14 protein-coding genes and 2 pseudogenes are annotated in these 17,130 nt (G+C 72.8%); 14 read left to right on the top strand and 2 right to left on the bottom strand.

The genetic code is table 11. The features are described 5' to 3' along the window. The first annotated feature begins 62 nt into the window (after positions 1–62). The 14 genes and pseudogenes from J2X68_RS09795 to J2X68_RS09860 all read left to right on the top strand — a co-directional run bounded on the left by J2X68_RS09795 (position 63) and on the right by J2X68_RS09860 (position 14,782). Complete coding sequence (locus tag J2X68_RS09795) at positions 63–1,631, top strand: arabinogalactan endo-1,4-beta-galactosidase (RefSeq protein ID WP_310432078.1); 1,569 nt, start codon at positions 63–65, stop codon at positions 1,629–1,631. 211 nt (positions 1,632–1,842) lie between these two features. Further along, positions 1,843–2,130: an ArsR family transcriptional regulator gene (locus J2X68_RS09800; RefSeq protein ID WP_310432079.1), complete on the top strand. Its 288-nt coding sequence runs from the start codon at positions 1,843–1,845 to the stop codon at positions 2,128–2,130. 133 nt (positions 2,131–2,263) lie between these two features. Further along, complete coding sequence (locus tag J2X68_RS09805) at positions 2,264–3,232, top strand: SMP-30/gluconolactonase/LRE family protein (protein WP_310432080.1); 969 nt, start codon at positions 2,264–2,266, stop codon at positions 3,230–3,232. A 78-nt stretch (positions 3,233–3,310) separates the two neighbouring features. Next, positions 3,311–3,766: a fluoride efflux transporter CrcB gene (crcB, locus tag J2X68_RS09810; protein ID WP_310432081.1), complete on the top strand. Its 456-nt coding sequence runs from the start codon at positions 3,311–3,313 to the stop codon at positions 3,764–3,766. Then, positions 3,763–4,194, top strand: coding sequence for a DUF190 domain-containing protein (locus J2X68_RS09815; RefSeq protein WP_310432082.1), 432 nt, complete (start codon positions 3,763–3,765; stop codon positions 4,192–4,194). Before crcB (J2X68_RS09810) ends, J2X68_RS09815 begins: the two co-directional genes overlap by 4 nt. Next, positions 4,191–4,556: a fluoride efflux transporter CrcB gene (crcB, locus tag J2X68_RS09820; protein ID WP_310432083.1), complete on the top strand. Its 366-nt coding sequence runs from the start codon at positions 4,191–4,193 to the stop codon at positions 4,554–4,556. Before J2X68_RS09815 ends, crcB (J2X68_RS09820) begins: the two co-directional genes overlap by 4 nt. 94 nt (positions 4,557–4,650) lie before the next feature. Beyond that, positions 4,651–5,487, top strand: a complete 837-nt coding sequence (locus J2X68_RS09825) for an undecaprenyl-diphosphate phosphatase (protein ID WP_310432084.1) — start codon at positions 4,651–4,653, stop codon at positions 5,485–5,487. Between the two features lie 153 nt (positions 5,488–5,640). Beyond that, positions 5,641–6,372, top strand: a complete 732-nt coding sequence (locus J2X68_RS09830; RefSeq protein WP_310432085.1) for a FadR/GntR family transcriptional regulator — start codon at positions 5,641–5,643, stop codon at positions 6,370–6,372. Then, positions 6,369–7,808 (top strand): amino acid permease, encoded by a 1,440-nt coding sequence (locus J2X68_RS09835; protein WP_310432086.1) that lies wholly within the window; start codon positions 6,369–6,371, stop codon positions 7,806–7,808. Before J2X68_RS09830 ends, J2X68_RS09835 begins: the two co-directional genes overlap by 4 nt. 44 nt (positions 7,809–7,852) lie before the next feature. Then, complete coding sequence (locus tag J2X68_RS09840; protein ID WP_310432143.1) at positions 7,853–8,869, top strand: asparaginase; 1,017 nt, start codon at positions 7,853–7,855, stop codon at positions 8,867–8,869. A 544-nt stretch (positions 8,870–9,413) separates the two neighbouring features. After that, the gene (gene aspA / locus J2X68_RS09845; RefSeq protein ID WP_310432087.1) at positions 9,414–10,826 is read left to right on the top strand and encodes an aspartate ammonia-lyase; all 1,413 of its coding nucleotides are present in this window, start codon (positions 9,414–9,416) and stop codon (positions 10,824–10,826) included. Positions 10,827–10,885: 59 nt separating this feature from the next. Continuing rightward, positions 10,886–11,824 (top strand): glutaminase, encoded by a 939-nt coding sequence (locus J2X68_RS09850; RefSeq protein ID WP_310432088.1) that lies wholly within the window; start codon positions 10,886–10,888, stop codon positions 11,822–11,824. Between the two features lie 79 nt (positions 11,825–11,903). Continuing rightward, positions 11,904–13,355 (top strand): annotated as a pseudogene (mptB, locus tag J2X68_RS09855) (polyprenol phosphomannose-dependent alpha 1,6 mannosyltransferase MptB); the annotation flags it as partial. Between the two features lie 20 nt (positions 13,356–13,375). Beyond that, positions 13,376–14,782 carry a glycosyltransferase 87 family protein gene (locus tag J2X68_RS09860; protein WP_310432089.1) on the top strand — a complete coding sequence of 469 codons (1,407 nt, stop codon included), beginning with the start codon at positions 13,376–13,378 and terminating at the stop codon, positions 14,780–14,782. 83 nt (positions 14,783–14,865) lie between these two features. On the opposite strand, the pseudogene J2X68_RS09865 reads toward J2X68_RS09860, so the two are convergent. Both J2X68_RS09865 and rho read right to left on the bottom strand, forming a co-directional pair. Continuing rightward, positions 14,866–15,768 (bottom strand): annotated as a pseudogene (locus tag J2X68_RS09865) (D-alanyl-D-alanine carboxypeptidase family protein); the annotation flags it as partial. Positions 15,769–15,855: 87 nt separating this feature from the next. Then, positions 15,856–16,998 carry a transcription termination factor Rho gene (gene rho, locus J2X68_RS09870; RefSeq protein WP_310432090.1) on the bottom strand — a complete coding sequence of 381 codons (1,143 nt, stop codon included), beginning with the start codon at positions 16,996–16,998 and terminating at the stop codon, positions 15,856–15,858. Positions 16,999–17,130 lie beyond the last annotated feature (132 nt).

Here is a 17,130-nt window from a genome sequence, read left to right on the forward strand (position 1 = left end):
GAGGGGGCCCTCGCCCCACGAGGGAATCCCCATCCAACATGTCGAAGGGACGACGGACGACGATGTTCCATCCCAGACGCACGCTCAGGACCCTGCTGCTGCCGCTCGCCGCGGGGCTCGCCCTCACCGTCCTGCCCGCACCGAGCGCGCAGGCGGCCACCACGCTGACCAACGGCGGCTTCGAGACCGACGGCGCCGGCACCGCGGCACCGTCCGGCTGGACGACGTACTCGGCGGCCGGCCAGAACGCCGCCTCCTACACCGAGTCCGGCGGCCACACGGGCGGTTACCGCCTCTCGCACTACTCGGCCTCCGCCTACAAGGTCGAGACGTACCAGTACCTGTCCGGCCTCTCCAACGGGACCTACACGCTCACCGCCTGGGTGCGTTCCGGCGGCGGCCAGAACTCCGCCTACATCGCGCTGAAGAACTGCGGCAGCGCCGAGCAGCGCACCGCCCTGCCGGTGTCCTCCAGCGGCTGGATCCGCATCGTCACCTCCATCGCGGTGACGAACAACCAGTGCACGATCAGCGTCAACTCCGACGCCAACGCCGGGAACTGGATCAACGTCGACGACCTGACCTTCGCGTCGGGCTCCACCGGCCTGTCCGTCAAGGGCTCGGACGTGTCGTCGCTCATCAAGAGCGAGGCCCTCGGCGGCGTCTACAAGAACAGCTCCGGCACCACCCAGGACGCGCTCGCCGTCCTGAAGAACGCCGGGCAGAACTACGCGCGCGTCAAGGTCTGGGTGAACCCCGCCGACGGCTACAACAACAAGGCGCGGGTCCTGGCGGCCGCCAAGCGCATCAAGGCGCAGGGCACGAAGCTCCTGGTGGACTTCCACTACTCGGACACCTGGGCCGACCCGGGGGCGCAGACCGTGCCCGCCGCGTGGGCGGGACACTCGTACAGCCGGCTGAAGACGGACGTCTACAACCACACCTACGACGTCCTCAACGCCCTCAAGGCGCAGGGCACCACCGCCGACATGGTGCAGGTCGGCAACGAGATCAACGGCGGCATGCTGTGGTCCACGGGTTCCACCGACAACTGGTCGCAGCTCGCCGGACTGCTCAACTCCGGCTACGACGCGGTCAAGGCCGTCAACTCCGGTACGAGCGTGGCGCTGCACCTCGCCAAGGGCGGTGACCTGGCCGGCACCCGCTGGTGGTTCGACAACGCGGTCTCCAACGGCGTGAAGTTCGACGTCATCGGCCTGTCGTACTACGGGTACTGGCACGGCACGCTCGCCGACTTCCAGACCACCCTCGACGACGCCGCCTCCCGTTACGCCAAGCCGGTGTTCGTCGCCGAGACGGCGTACCCCTTCCGGCTGGACAGCGAGGACTCGACCGAGAACATCATCGACCTCTCGAGCGAACTGGTCTCCGGCTACCCGGCGACCGTCGCCGGCCAGACCCGGTGGATGAACGACGTGGCGAGCATCGTGGAGGCCGTCCCGAACGGCCGCGGGCTCGGCCTCTTCTACTGGGAGTCCACCTGGACCGCGGTCACCGGCAACGGCTGGGACCCGACCGACGCCACCTCCGGCAACGGCTGGGAGAACCAGGCCCTGTTCGGCTACGACGACAAGGCCCTGTCCTCCATGTCGTGGTTCAGCCACCGCTGATCCGCCCCGCACTCCCGAACCGGAGGCCCGGCCGCACCCGCGGCCGGGCCTCCGGCCCTTCACCCGCAGTTAGCGCGAACGCCCTTGTGTGGCAAGGGTGTTCGATCCCGGCCAAGGCTCGCGGAGTCCGGGACACGGCGGCCCCGGCTGCGGAACAGTGGGACGACGCGGTACCGGGGGAGCCCCGACCACAGGGACGGAGGGCACGACGATGCTGAGGACTCCCGTCAGTGAGAGGCGACTGGAAATACTGGAGTGGCTGAAGGAGCCGGCTCGGCATTTCCCGCCGCAGCGGCACGGCGACCTCGTCGAGGACGGCGTCACGGCGGACGTCGTCGCGGCGAAGCTGGGCGTGGGCCGCCAGGTGGCGGGCACCCACCTCAGCCTGCTCGCCGGCATCGGTGTGCTGCGCGCCAAGCGGATCAGGCGCCGCACCTACTACCGGCGCGACGAGATGCGCATCGCCGAAGTGGCGCGCATGTTCGAGAAGGGGTGGTAGGGGACTTCGGGAAGGGGCGCCGGGGAACGGAGATCCCACCCTCCGGAAAGGCCCGGCAAAGGACCATCGCCACGCCCCGTCGACACCGTGCCCGCCTGGGAGGATGGCCGCCTCCTCAAGAAGGGCGGCCCATATGGACCGTAGGACGCCTCTCGTCCCCCTCAGGTTCATCACCCTCCCCGGGCACGGTCCCGAAGACGTCGTCGCCGACCCCAGAGGGCGGGTGCTGACCGGGGTGTCGGACGGGCGGATCCTGCGTGTCGACGGTCTGGACGACCCGCCCGCCGCCCGGATCGAGCACGTCGCCGAGATCGGCGGCCGTCCGCTGGGCCTCGAACTCCTACCGGACGGCGACCTGTTGGTGTGCTGCGCCGACGGCGCGCTGCTGCGCGTCGACCCCGACGGCGGCCCCGGCAACGTCCGCGTCCTGACCGAGTCGGCGGCGGGGGAGCGGCTGCGCTTCTGCAGCAACGCCGTCGCGCTGCCCGACGGAACCGTCTACTTCACCGTGTCCAGCCGGGTCCACCCCCTGCGCGACTGGATCGGCGACCTCGTCGAACACACCGGCACCGGACGCCTGTTGCGCCTCGACCCCGGCGCCCGGGAGGCCGAAGTCGTCCTGGAGGGGCTGCAGTTCGCCAACGGTCTCGCGCGCGCCGCCGACGACTCCTTCCTGATCGTCGCCGAGACCGGGGCCCGCCGGCTCACCCGCTACCGGCTCACCGGCCCTGGGGCCGGCACGGCCGAACCCCTTGTCGAGCAGCTGCCGGGGTTCCCGGACAACCTCTGGCGCGGCGCGCCCGGCGGCCCGGTCTGGGTGGCGCTGGCCGGCCCGCGCGTCCCCCCGCTCGACCTCCTGCACCGCGCCGGTCCCGCCGTACGCCGCCGCGCCGCTCGCCTCGCCCTGCACGTGCCGTACCGCCCGTCCGGCACGACGGGGGTGCTGGCGGTCGACGACGACGGCCGGATCGTCCACCACCTCACCCGCCGCCGCTCGGGGTTCCGCATGGTCACCAGCGTCTGCGAGACCGGCGGCCGGCTGGTCCTGGGCAGTCTCCACGAGCGCGGCATCGCGGTCTGCGAGGCGCCCGTGGGCACGTAGCGGCGGCGTTACGCTGGTGCCGGTGGTGATCACTCCGATGAGGCGGGACGGTCCGGCCCCGGGCAGGAGACGTACGACATGACAGTTCCGGAGGCCGACAGCCTCCGCGCCGGCGCGGTACGGAGGGCCACCGGGACGGGTCAGCTCCCGGTGGTCGCCGTCGTGGCCGTCGGCGGCGGGATCGGCGCCGTCGCCCGGTACGCGGCCTCGCTGTGGTGGCCCACGCAGTCCGGCGGCTTCCCCTGGACGACCTTCTGGGTGAACGTCGTCGGCTGTGCCGTGATCGGTGTCTTCCTGGTGGTGATCACCGAGGCGGTCACCACCCACCGGCTCGTGCGCCCTTTCTTCGGCACCGGGGTGCTGGGCGGGTTCACCACCTTCTCGACGTACGCCGTCGACATCCGCAAGCTGTTCGGCGAGGACCGTCCCGGCACGGCCCTGGCCTACCTCGCCGCGACCCTGCTCGCGGCGCTCCTCGCGGTCTGGCTGGCGGCCACGGCCACCCGCCGCGTTCTCCTGTGGAGGCAGCGATGACGAGACTGACCGGAAGTGCCCTGCGGCTGACCGTCTTCGTCGGCGAGAACGACACCTGGCACCGCAAGCCCCTCTACACGGAGATCGTGCACCGCGCCCACGCGGCCGGTCTCGCGGGAGCCAGCGTCTTCCGGGGCATCGAGGGCTTCGGCGCCTCCTCGCTGATCCACACCTCCCGGCTGCTCTCGCTCAGCGAGGACCTGCCGGTCGCGATCGTGGTCGTGGACACCGAGGAGCGGGTGCGGGCCTTCCTGCCCGAACTCGACGAGCTGGTCACGGAGGGCATGGTGATCCTCGATCCCTGCGAGGTCATCCGGTACGTCGGCCGGGGCGGGACCGCCCGGGCGGGGGGCCAGGGCGCGGTCCGAGGCGGCATCCGGACCGAGAACCGGGGCGATTCGGACATGGAGGGTAAGAAGTCGTTGTGAACTGGCTGGTGGTCGTCGTCGGCGGCATGATCGGCGCCCCGCTCCGCTACCTGACCGACCGCGCGGTGCAGGCCCGGCGCGACGCGCTCTTCCCCTGGGGTACCTTCGTCGTCAACATCAGCGGCTGTCTGATCCTCGGCGCCCTGACCGGCGCCGCCACCGTCGGTCCCGACCTGCGGTTGTTCCTGGGCACGGGATTCTGCGGGGCGCTGACGACGTACTCGACGTTCTCGTACGAGACGCTGCGACTGGCCGAGACCGGCGCGGGCCTCTACGCCGCCGTCAATGCCGCCGCGAGCGTGGTGGCGGGCATCGGTGCCGCGTCCGCCGGAGTCGCGATAGGCCAGTGGGCGTGGTCGTAGCCGGTCCGGCCCGCTCCGCGCCTGGTAGGACTGTGTACGACACCGGAGCGTCCACCACGCTGTCGACCGATCCGTCTCCTCAGAACTGGATTCCATGAGCGCCATCTCCGTCGGCCAAGCCGTCGTCCTCGGAGCCGTCGAGGGAGTGACCGAGTTCCTCCCCGTCTCCTCCACCGGCCATCTGAAGATCACCGAGGGGCTGATGGGCATCCCGGTCGACGACGACGCCGTGGTCGGGTTCTCGGCCGTGATCCAGGTCGGGGCGATCGCCGCCGTGCTGGTGTACTTCCGCAAGGACATCGTGCGGATCGTCTCGGCCTGGTTCCGCGGTCTGCGCAGCCGTGAGGAGCGTCACCACCACGACTACAAGTTCGCCTGGTGGGTGATCTACGCGACGATCCCGATCGTCGTGGTGGGCCTCGCCGCCAAGCCGCTCATCGAGGGCCCGCTGGCCTCGCTGTGGGTGGTCGCGGGCTCCCTGATCGTGGGCAGCGGCGTGATGTGGGCGGCCGACCAGATGGGCCGCCACAAGCGCGGCGAGGACGACACCTCGTTCAAGGACGCGATGCTGGTCGGCAGTTCGCAGATCCTCGCGCTGCTCTTCCCCGGCTTCTCCCGCTCCGGCGCCACCATGTCCACCGCGCTCATGCTCGACCTGGACCGGGTGGCCGCCACCAGGCTGTCGTTCTTCCTCGGCATCCCCGCCCTGACCGGGGCGGGCATCTACGAGCTGAAGGACGCGCTGGGCACCGGCGCCGGGGCGGCGCCGCTGGCCGTCGGCACGGCGGTGTCCTTCGTGGTCGCCTACGCCTCCATCGCCTGGCTGCTGAAGTTCGTCGCCAAGCACTCCTTCAACGCGTTCGTCGTCTACCGGCTGGTCGTCGGGGTGGCGCTGTTCGGCCTGCTGGCCGCCGGGGTCCTCGACAGCTGACCGCCCCGGGGAACCGGCCGGCGGCCAGCCGGTCGCATCCCCTCGTCGTCCCCGCAGGGGGCGGAAAGCGCCTTTCAGGCTCCCCGCCCCCTGAATTTTTTCTTTCACGGACCGTCTTGACAGCGGCGGCAACGCACCCGGAGTATCACTTCCGTGAACCTGTCAGACAGCCAGACAGGTGGTGCGGGGCCGCGTCGCGTCAGCGCGATGGAAGCGGTACTCACCCACCTCCGCGACGCCATCGAACGCGGCCGCTACGCCATCGGTGACAAGCTCCCTTCCGAGGCGGAGCTGTGCCGCACCCTCGAGGTGTCCCGGCCCGTCCTGCGGGAAGCCCTGCGCGCCCTGCAGACGATGGGCCTGACCGTCGCCAAGACGGGCAAAGGCACCTTTGTGATCGCGAACACCGTGGAGGACCCCACCTTCGGCGACTACGCGGCCAGCGATCTGCTCGAGGTGCGCCGGCACGTGGAGGTCCCGGTCGCCGGATACGCGGCGCTGCGCCGCACCCCGGAGAACCTGGACCACCTGGCGCACCTGCTCGACCGCATGGAGCGGGAGACGGACACCACCGCCTGGGTCGCGATGGACACCCTCTTCCACCTGGCCGTGGCCGAGGCCGCCCAGAACCCGGTGTTCCGCCGGGTCATCGAGGAGATCCGGGACGCACTGGCGCGTCAGTCGGCCTTCCTCAACGAACTGGGCGGACGGCGCGAGCAGTCCAACCGCGAGCACCGGGCGATCGTCGAGGCGCTGATCGACGGTTCCGAGCCCGACGCGGTGGAGGCCATGAGCCACCACCTCGACCGCGTCGAGACGACCCTCACCGACATCGTGCGCGCCCCGCGCACGGACCCTCCCCTGGAAGGCGGACCCGCGGCGTGAGCGACCAGCACCTCAAAGACGAGACGCGCCCCTCGACCCGTCACGTCGACGCCGGAGACGAGGGCTACAGCAAGTCGCTGAAGTCCCGCCACGTCAACATGATCGCCATCGGCGGGGCCATCGGCACCGGGCTCTTCCTCGGCGCCGGCGGGCGGCTCGCCGACGCGGGACCGTCCCTCTTCATCGCCTACGCGGTCTGCGGAGTCTTCGCCTTCCTCGTGGTGCGCGCCCTCGGCGAACTGGTCCTCTACCGGCCCTCGTCCGGCGCCTTCGTGTCCTACGCCCGCGAGTTCATGGGCGAGAAGGGCGCGTACACGGCCGGCTGGATGTACTTCCTGAACTGGGCCACCACCGGCATCGCCGACATCACCGCGGTGGCCACCTACACCCACTACTGGGGCATGTTCTCCGACATACCCCAGTGGGTGATCGCGCTCATCGCCCTGGCGGTGGTCCTCACCGTGAACCTGATCTCGGTGAAGATCTTCGGCGAACTGGAGTTCTGGTTCGCCATCGTCAAGGTCAGCGCACTGGTGATCTTCATGTGCATCGGCATCTTCCTGCTGGTCACCCGGCACCCGGTGGACGGCGCCACCCCCGGCCCGTCCCTGATCACCGACAACGGCGGCATCTTCCCCAGCGGCCTGCTGCCCATGCTGCTGATCATCCAGGGCGTCGTCTTCGCCTACGCCTCCGTCGAGCTGGTCGGCGTCGCCGCCGGTGAGACCGAGAACCCCGAGAAGATCATGCCGAAGGCCATCAACTCGATCATGTGGCGCGTGGGTCTGTTCTACGTCGGCTCGGTGGTCCTGCTCTCCATGCTGCTGCCCTGGAACAAGTACACGTCCGGCGAGAGCCCCTTCGTGACGGTCCTGTCCCGCATCGGCATCCCCGCGGCGGGCGGTGTGATGAACCTCGTCGTGCTGACCGCCGCCATGTCCTCGCTCAACTCCGGCCTGTACTCCACCGGCCGCATCCTGCGCTCCATGGCGGTGTCCGGCTCCGCGCCGAAGTTCACCGGCGTGATGAGCCGCAGCCAGGTCCCCTACGGCGGCATCCTGCTCACCAGCGGCATCTGTGTGCTGGGTGTCGGCCTCAACTTCGTGGTCCCGGCGGACGCCTTCGAGATCGTGCTGAACTTCGCCGCGCTCGGCATCCTGTCCACCTGGGGCATGATCATGATCTGTCACCTGCTCTTCTGGCAGAAGACCGAGAGGGGCGAGCTGACCCGGCCCGACTACCGGCTGCCGGGTTCCCCCTGGACCGAACTCGTGACGCTGTTCTTCCTCGTCTCGGTCCTGTTCCTCATGTACGCCGACGGCGGCGCCGGACGCACCACCGTGCTGTGCCTGCCGCTGATCGTCGCCGCGCTGGTCGCCGGGTGGTACGCCGTCCGCCGCAACCTCGCGCGCACCTCGTCCGAGGCCGACGCGTGACCCCGCCGCCGGCCGCCGACCACCCACCAGTGATGCAGGCAGTGATGTACAGCAGTTCCCTCGCCGACGCCCCCGCGATCCGCGAACCCCTCCACGCCCCCGTCGCCCACCTCGTCCGCGGCGGGGTGACCGAGGGCATCCACTACGGTTCCGTCGTCGTCCTCGGCGCGGGCGGCGAGATCGAGCTCCAGCTCGGCGACGTCGAGGCCGCCTTCTACCCGCGCTCCGCGCTCAAGCCCGTCCAGGCCGTCGCCATGGTGCGGGCCGGGCTGCCGCTCGACGGCGAGCTGCTCTCGCTCGCCGCCGCCAGTCACTCCGGCGAGGAACGCCACCTCGCCGGGACCCGGCGGATCCTCGAGCTGGCGGGCGTCTCGGAGGACGACCTGCGCAACGTCGCGGACCTGCCGTACGGCCCGGCCGTCCGCGACGCGTGGATACGCGAGGGCCGCGCGCCCTCCCGCGTGGCCCAGAACTGTTCCGGCAAGCACGCGGCCATGCTCTACACCTGCCGGCTCAACGGCTGGTCCCTGGACGACTACCTCGACCCGAAGCACCCGCTCCAGCAGGCGATCGCCGAGATCGTCGAGGACCTGACGGGCCAGCGGATCGCACGGGTCACCGTCGACGGCTGCGGCGCCCCCCTGTTCTCGGTCTCCCTGCACGGCCTCGCCCGGGCCGCCGCCCGCGTCACCGCCTCCGCGCCCGGCACCCCCGAGGCGCGCGTGGCCGACGCGATGCGCGACCACGCCGAGATGGCCTCCGGCTCCGGCCGGGACGTGGCCGCGCTGATGCGGGCCGTGCCCGGGCTGCTGGCGAAGGACGGCTTCGAGGGCGTCGAGGTCGCCGCGCTCCCGGACGGCCGGGCCGTCGCCGTCAAGATCTCCGACGGCGCGAACCGCGCCCGCGTCCCGGTCGCCGCGGCCGCCCTCGTCCGCGCCGGCGTGGACCCCGCCCTGCTCACCGAGTTCGCGGGCGAGCCGCTCCTCGGCGGCGGCGAACCGGTCGGCTGTGTCCGCCCGGTCCGCGCGCTCGACCCGGTCACCGCACGCGCCTGCGCCTGAGGGGCGCCGACGACCGGTGCGCCCGCGCCCGGCGCCTGTGGGCGCCCTGCCGTCCGACCGCGCCGGTCAGGCGGGCAGCCGGGGGCCGACGGGCCTGGCCCTCGCCCGCGACAGCGCGGGGGCGGGCGCCGAACGGCCCCCCCGGCCGCGCCGCGCACGGGCGCCGGGGGAGCGTCGCCCGTCGCGTGTCCCGCTCCGGGCCCGGCTGCGGGCGGCCGGATGCCTGAGGTTCACCCACCGGCGTCCGCCGTGGTCGGCCCGCAGACCCCTCCGGCGTCGGCCGCGCGTCGGCGCCGCGCCCACGCGCCGGTGACCGACCGTCCGCCGGCACACCCCGCGTCGGCGGGCGCCGCCGTCGGGCGGCGGCGCTCCGCAACCCGGCCGTCTCGCGCGGCCGACCCCGAACCACCGGTCCGGTCACCGCCGGGCGGGTGCGGCGACCGGCCCGGGCGGGCGTCACCCCGTACCGCCCGAGCCGGCCGCCTTCCCACCGGACGACATCCGCTCCACCCCACCCTCACCCTCGGAAAGAGGCCGCACCCTCATGACCGCCGCCGTCACCCGCAGCGAACACGACCTGCTCGGAGACCGGGACGTCCCGGCCGACGCGTACTGGGGCGTCCACACCCTGCGCGCCACGGAGAACTTCCCCATCACCGGGACGCCGATCTCCGCCTATCCGCATCTCATCGACGCCCTCGCCGCCGTCAAGGAGGCCGCCGCCCTCGCCAACGAGGAGCTCGGCCTGCTCGCGCGGGACAAGGCGGCCGCCATCGTCGCCGCCTGCCGCGAGATCCGCGCGGGGAAGCTGCACGAGCAGTTCGTCGTCGACGTCGTCCAGGGCGGCGCGGGCACCTCGACCAACATGAACGCCAACGAGGTCGTCGCCAACCGCGCGCTGGAGCTGCTCGGGCACGCGAAGGGCGACTACCGGTACCTGCACCCCAACGAGGACGTCAACCTCGGCCAGTCGACCAACGACGTCTACCCCACCGCGGTCAAGGTGGCCACCGTCTTCGCCGTGCGGGGCCTGCTCAAGGCCATGGCCGTCCTCCAGGACGCCTTCGCCCGCAAGGCCGTCGAGTTCCGTGACGTGCTCAAGATGGGCCGTACACAGTTGCAGGACGCGGTGCCGATGACGCTCGGTCAAGAGTTCTCGGCCTACGCCGTCATGATCGACGAGGACCGCAACCGTCTTGACGAGGCGGTCCAGTTGATCCATGAGATCAACCTGGGCGCCACGGCCATCGGGACCGGACTCAACGCCCCGCCCGGATACGCCGAGGCCGCCCGCCGCCACCTCGCCGAGATCACCGGGCTGCCGCTGGTCACCGCGGCCAACCTGGTCGAAGCCACCCAGGACTGCGGCGCGTTCGTCCAGATGTCCGGCGTGCTCAAGCGCGTCGCGGTCAAGCTCTCCAAGAGCTGCAACGACCTGCGGCTGCTGTCCTCGGGGCCGCGTGCCGGGCTCGGCGAGATCAACCTGCCGCCCGTGCAGGCCGGTTCGTCCATCATGCCGGGCAAGGTCAACCCGGTGATACCCGAGGTCGTCAACCAGGTCGCCTTCGAAGTGATCGGCAACGACGTCACCATCACCATGGCCGCCGAGGCCGGACAGCTCCAGCTCAACGCCTTCGAGCCGATCATCCTGCACTCCCTGTCGGAGTCCGTCACCCACCTGCGCGCCGCCTGCCTCACCCTCGCCGAGCGCTGCGTGGACGGCATCACGGCCAACACCGAGGCGCTGCGCGCGAGCGTCGAGAACTCCATCGGCCTGGTCACCGCCCTCAACCCGCACATCGGGTACACGGCGGCCACCGACATCGCCAAGGAGGCCCTCGCCACCGGTCGCGGAGTCGCCGAACTCGTCCTGGAGAAGGGTTTGCTGCCCGCGGAGCGGCTCACCGCCCTGCTGCGCCCCGAGGTCCTGGCGGGCAGCGGAGGACCGCTCGCCTGACCCCGCTCGTCCGGCACCCTCGATCCGCGACCACGCGCAGGGACCGGCGCGGAGGCACAATGGTGATCATGACCACGACGTCGTCCCGTGTCTTCCAGCCGGTCCTGGAGCGCATCGCCGAGGAGATCGAACGCACCCCGGGCCGGGGCCGCCCCGCCGACTACATCCCGGCGCTCGCGGCCTGCGACCCGCGCCGCTTCGGCATGGCCGTCGCGGAGCCGGACGGCACGGTGTACGGCGTGGGGGACTGGCGGGTGCCGTTCTCCACGCAGTCGCTCACCAAGGTCTTCACCCTCGCCCTGGACCTGGCCCGCGAGGGCGACGAACTCTGGGAGCACGTGGGCCGCGAACCCTCGGGCAACCCCTTCAACTCCCTGATCCAGCTGGAATACGAGAACGGCATTCCGCGCAACCCCTTCATCAACGCGGGCGCGCTGGTCGTCACCGACCGGCTGCAGACCCGTACGGGGGACGCCTCGGGCGAACTCCTCGGCTTCCTGCGCGCGGAGAGCGGCAACCCCACCCTCGGCTTCGACGAGGAGGTGGCCGCCTCCGAGGCCGCGCACGGCAACCGCAACGCCGCCCTCGCCCACTTCATGGCGTCCTACGGCAACATCGACAACGAGGTGCCGGTCCTCCTCGACCAGTACTTCCGGCAGTGCTCCCTCACCGCCTCCTGCGCCGACCTCGCCCTGGCCACCGGCTTCCTGGCCCGGCACGGCGTCCGCGCCGACGGCACCCGGCTGCTCACCGGCAGCCAGGCCAAGCAGGTCAACGCCGTGATGCTGACCTGCGGCACCTACGACGCGGCCGGGGACTTCGCCTACCGGGTCGGCCTGCCCGGCAAGAGCGGGGTGGGCGGCGGCATCATCGCCGTCGTACCGGGCCGCTGCACACTGTGCGTGTGGAGCCCGGGGCTGGACGAACGCGGCAACTCGGTGGCGGGAGTGGCCGCCCTCGACCGGTTCACGACCCTGACCGGCGTGTCGGTGTTCTGAACCTCTCCCCGGTTCCCGCTCCGGTTCCCGCCCCGCTCCCGCCTCACGCGCCGGTCATGCGCAGGCCGCCGCCAGGCAGGCGCGATGTCGTTCCGCGGTCACCCGGCGCCGACACGATGACAGGGTGCTGACCAAGGCCCTTCCCGTCGATCTCCGTCGTTGTCAGGTTCTGGGCCTGGCCGGAACCGCCTGTCTCGCGCTCGGCGGCGAGACGGCCGGCGCGCTGCCCGCCCGGGAACTCCTGGCCCCGTCCTCGGCGCACGCCGTACTCGGCCTGGTCGGCGTGTACTTCGGGCTGGTGCTGCTGACCGCGGCCTGGATCCTGCTGGGCACGCTGGTGCGCGGCGCGGATCCGCCCGCCCCCCGCGCCCTCGTCCTGGTCCTCGTCGTCTGGGCGGCGCCCCTGCTGATCGCGCCGCCGCTGTTCAGCCGGGACGTCTACAGCTATCTGGCGCAGGGCGCCATGGTGGACGCGCATCTCGACGTGTACGCGCACGGTCCGGCCCGGCTCGGCGGTCCGCTCGCCGACGAGGTCGCCCCGTTGTGGCGGAACACCGGCGCCCCGTACGGCCCGGTCTTCCTCGCCGTGGCCGCCGCCCTGTCCGGGCTGACCCGGGGCGCCCTCCCGGCCGGGCTGATCGGTATGCGCTGTCTCGCGCTGGCGGGGGTGGCGCTCATGACGGCCGCCCTGCCGCGCCTGGCCCGGCACAGCGGAGCCGACCCGGCCGCCGCGCTCTGGCTGGGCGCGCTCAATCCGCTGGTGCTGCTGCACCTGGTGGCCGGCGCCCACAACGACGCGATCATGCTGGGCCTGCTCGGCGCCGGGCTGGTGGCCGCGCTCGGCCGGCGCCCGGTGCCCGGGGCGGTGCTGGTCACCCTGGCCGCCCTGGTCAAGGCGCCGGCCGCGCTGGGTCTCGTGGCGATCGTGGTCCTGTCCCTGCGCGCGGGCCGGCGCCCGGTCCGGACCCTGCTGGCCACGGCCACGGCGGCGGCGGTCACCACGGTCGTGGCGACCGCCGCCGCGGGCACCGGTTACGGCTGGATATCCGCCCTCGACACGCCGGTCTCCGCGCACAACTGGGCGCTCACCAGCCTGCTGGGCCGCGCCACCCGTGCTCTCCTGGAGAGCCTGGGCAGCGGCCTGGCGCCCTGGGCGGTGCCGGTCTGGCACGTGCTGGGCCTCGCGGCCACCGCTGCCGCCCTCGTCGTCATCTGGTGGCGGCTGCGTCCGCGCCCGGTGTACGCGCTCGGGCTGAGCCTCGCCACGGTGGCCGCCCTCGGACCGGCGATCCGCCCCTGGTACGCGCTGTGGGGCCTGTTCCTCATCGCGGCGGCGGCCCCCGACACCCTCGTACGCCACCGAACGGCGGCGGTGGCGGGCGTCCTCGCCCTCGCGGTCCTGCCCGACGGGGGGCCCGCCGACACCGGCCGTCTGGTCCTGGCCGTCTCCGGCGGCGCGCTCGCCGTGGTCGTGCTGTGGCAGGCCCGGCTCGCGGCACAGGCGCCGACCGCCCTGGGACGTACGGCGTGAGACCAGGTGATGTACGCGGGGTGAGGCTGTCCCGCACCGACCGCGGTCGCCTCCTGGTGCTCCTCGCGCTCGCCGTCGTCGTCACCGTCTTCACCGCGACGGTGCCGCTGCTGCGCGACTGGTTCGACCTGCGCGTCTACCACGGCACCGTCGACAGCTGGATCCACGGCGGGGGCCGGGTCTACGACTACCGGGTGCCGGGCACGCCGTACGGGTTCACCTATCCTCCGTTCGCGGCCGTCGTCATGCTGCCGATGGCGCTGGTCGGGCTGCGCACCGCGGTCGTGATCGCGCTGCTGCTCGACCTGGCGGCGCTGGCGCTCGCCGTACGGGTGTGCGTCGGACCCCGGTGGCGGCGGTACGGCTGGTACGGAGCGGGCCTCACCGGCTGCCTGCTCGCGCTCTTCGAACCGCTGCGGGACACCTTCAGCTTCGGCCAGGTCAATCTGCTGCTGCTGGCCCTGGTGCTCGTCGACGCCGGGCTGCTCGCGTCCGGGCGGACCCGCCGGGCCGGGGTCGGCATCGGTCTGGCGGCGGCCGTCAAGCTCACGCCCGCGCTCTTCATCGGCCTGCTGCTGGTCACCCGCCGATGGCGGGCGGCGGCGGTGGCGACGGCCGTGGCGGCGGCCGCCACCGCCTTCGCCGCCCTGGTCGCCCCGGACGCCTCGCGCTTCTACTGGACGCGGGCCCTGTGGGACACGAGCCGGGTGGGCCGGCTCGACTACGTCTCCAACCAGTCCCTCCAGGGCGTCCTGGCACGGCTGGGCGTGGAGAGCCGGGCGCTCTGGGCGGTGCTGGTCGTCGTGGTGCTGGCCGGGTGGGCGTGGCGGGCCCGGCGGGCGGTCGCCGCGGGGGACTGGCAGGCGGCCTTCGCCCTGACCGGTCTCACCGCCTGTCTGGTCAGCCCCGTGACGTGGGTGCACCACCTCGTGTGGCTGCTGCCGTCCTTCGCGGTGCTGCTCCGCGCGGGGCGCCCACGCGTCGCGGGCGCCCTGTACGCGGTGCTGTGCACCAGCGTGGTGTGGCTGTGGTGCGACGACGCGTCCGGCGTCGACGGCTTCCTCGGCGGCAACGCCTACACCTGGATCACGCTCGGGCTGCTGGTGTGGCTGCCCGTAGGTCAGCCCCCCGAAGGACGGCGGCCGACGAACCGCAGCACGAGCGCCACGGCCGACCCGCCCAGCACGGCGGCGCCCATGATCAGCGCCGCCTCCGCCCATCCGGGAGGGTCCGCGGCGGCGACGGCGGCGGCGACCGTGGTGCCGGCCGAGGGCGAGGACGCGGGGGGAGCCGGCTCGGGCTCCGCGTCCGGCCCGGGTCCCGGCTGCGGGCGCGGGCGGGCCCGCAGCGCGTCCAGCGAGCCCACCGGATCGACCCGCCCGGCCGCCGCGAACCCCCAGTCCAGCAGCGCGCGCGCCTCTTCGTAGACCGCGAAGCCGCCGCCCGCCTGCGGGTTCATCACCGTCACGACGAGGGTGCGTCCGCCCTGCCGGGCGGCGGCGACCAGGGTGTTGCCGGCGTTGCTGGTGTAGCCGTTCTTGATCCCGATGAGCCCCGGGTACGGCTCCACACCGTCCGCCCCGGTCAGCAGCCGGTTGGTGTTGACGATCCCGTACGAGGCGTCCCCGTCGCCGGGGAAACTCGCCTCCGCGGTGCCGCAGTACCGCGCGAAGTCGGCGTTGCGCAGCCCCGCCCGTCCGAACACCGCCAGGTCGTAGGCGGAGGACACCTGGCCCGGAGCGTCGTATCCGTCGGGCGACCGCACATGGGTGTCCAGGGCGCCCAGGGAGCGGGCCTTGGCCTGCATCCGGGTGGCCGTGGTGTGCCAGCCGCCGCTGAGTTCCGCCAGTACGTGCACGGCGTCGTTGCCGGAGTTGAGGAACACACCGCGCCACAGGTCGGCGACCCGGTACGTGCGTCCCTCGGCGACCCCGACGAGGCTGCTTCCGGGCCCGATGCCCAGGAGCTCCTCCTCGCTCACCCGGTGCTGGATCTCGCCGGGCAGCACCGGCAGCACCGTGAGGGCGAACAGGGTCTTGAGGGTGCTGGCCGGGGGCAGTCTGCGATGCGCGTCGGACGCGGCCAGCACCTCGCCCGTCCGCGCGTCGGAGACCAGCCAGGACAGCGCCGAGACGGCGGGGACCTCGGGGGCGCCGCGGTGGGGTCTGACCTGCGTGCCGGAGCGGTAGAGCAGGGACGGCCGGGGCATCGCCGCCCGGGGGCCTCCCGGGTCGCCCGGGCCACCGCCCGCACCGGCCGCACCGGCCGGGCCACCCGGTGCACCGGGTCCCCCGGGCGTTCCGGGGTCCGCGCCCGCCGGGGCGGCGGCCGCGGCGGGGCCGAGGGCGAGGAGGCCCGCCACACAGAACGCGCACGCCTTGGCGGCGGCCCGGGAAGAGAATCCGATCGTCATACGATCAACGTAGGAATGAACCCGGCGTTCCCCGCGGTGGCCGTGCCGGACACGGGGGCGCGTGCACCCGGATGCCGCACGTTCCGCCTAGGCGGCGGGCAGGGTGGGCTGGATGCGGCGCAGGAAGGCCGTGTTGTCGGGGGTCTCGCGCATCCTTTCCAGGAGCGTCTCCAGGTTCGCCTGGCCGTCCCGCGTCTGCAGGGCCCGGCGCAGCCCGCGCACGGCGGTCAACTCGCCGGGGGAGTAGAGGAGTTCCTCGCGCCGGGTACCGGAGGCGTTGATGTCGACGGCCGGGAAGACCCGGCGGGAGGCCGGTTCGCGGTCGAGGCGGAGCTCCATGTTGCCGGTGCCCTTCAGCTCCTCGAAGTAGAAGTCGTCGGCGCGGGAGCCCGTTTCGACCAGGGCGGTGGCGAGGACGGTGAGCGAGCCGCCCTCCTCGGCCGCCCGCGCGGCGCCGAAGAACCGCTTGGGGCCGATGAGCGCGGTCGCGTCGACACCGCCGCTGAGAGTGCGGCCCCCGGCGGCGGCCGCGTTGTTGTGGGCCCGGCACAGCCGGGTGAGCGAGTCGAGCAGGATCACGACGTCCTCGCCCGCCTCGACCAGGCGCTTGGCCCGTTCGATGACGAGTTCGGCCAGCGCGATGTGCTGCTTGGGCGCCCGGTCGAACGTCGAGGCGTACACCTCGCCGCGCACGGAGCGCCGCATGTCGGTGACCTCCTCGGGCCGCTCGTCGAGCAGGACGACCATCAGCCGCGCCCCGGGGTGGTTCCCGGCGACGGCGGCGGCGATCTGCTGGAGCAGGACGGTCTTGCCCGTCTTCGGCGGGGCGACGATCAGTCCGCGCTGGCCCTTGCCGATCGGCGCGACGAGATCCGTGACCCGGCCGGCGAGGCCGGAAGCCGGATGTTCCAGGCGGAGCCGCTCGTGCGGGTGGACCGGAGTGAGGTCGCGGAAGTGCCGGCGGGCGCGCAGTTCCTCGGGCGGGCGGCCGTCGACGCGGGCGACCTCGGTGAGGGCGCGCTGGGTACCGCGCACCCCTTCGACGAGGTCGCCCCGGCGCAGGCCGTGACGGCGGATCAGCGCGGCCGGGACCTGGAGGTCGGCGGACGTGGGGAGGCAGTCCGCGGCGCGCAACTGCCCCTTCCCGCTCGCGTCGACGTCGAGGAGACCGGCGGCGACCCGGGCCGGCGGCTGCTGCCGCACCGGGGGGTGTTCGAGAGTGGTGGTCATGGTGGTGGGTCCTTTCACGGACGGAAGGCATGAGGCATGCGAAGAGGGGGAGCGGCCGCGAAGGGAGGGCGCACGGCGCACCTCGGGCGGCGGGAACAGCACCTCGGCCACGGCACGGAACACGACCGTCGG

Origin of the sequence: Streptomyces sp. 3330, assembly GCF_031456635.1 — a bacterium.
Taxonomy (GTDB): Bacteria; Actinomycetota; Actinomycetes; order Streptomycetales; family Streptomycetaceae; genus Streptomyces.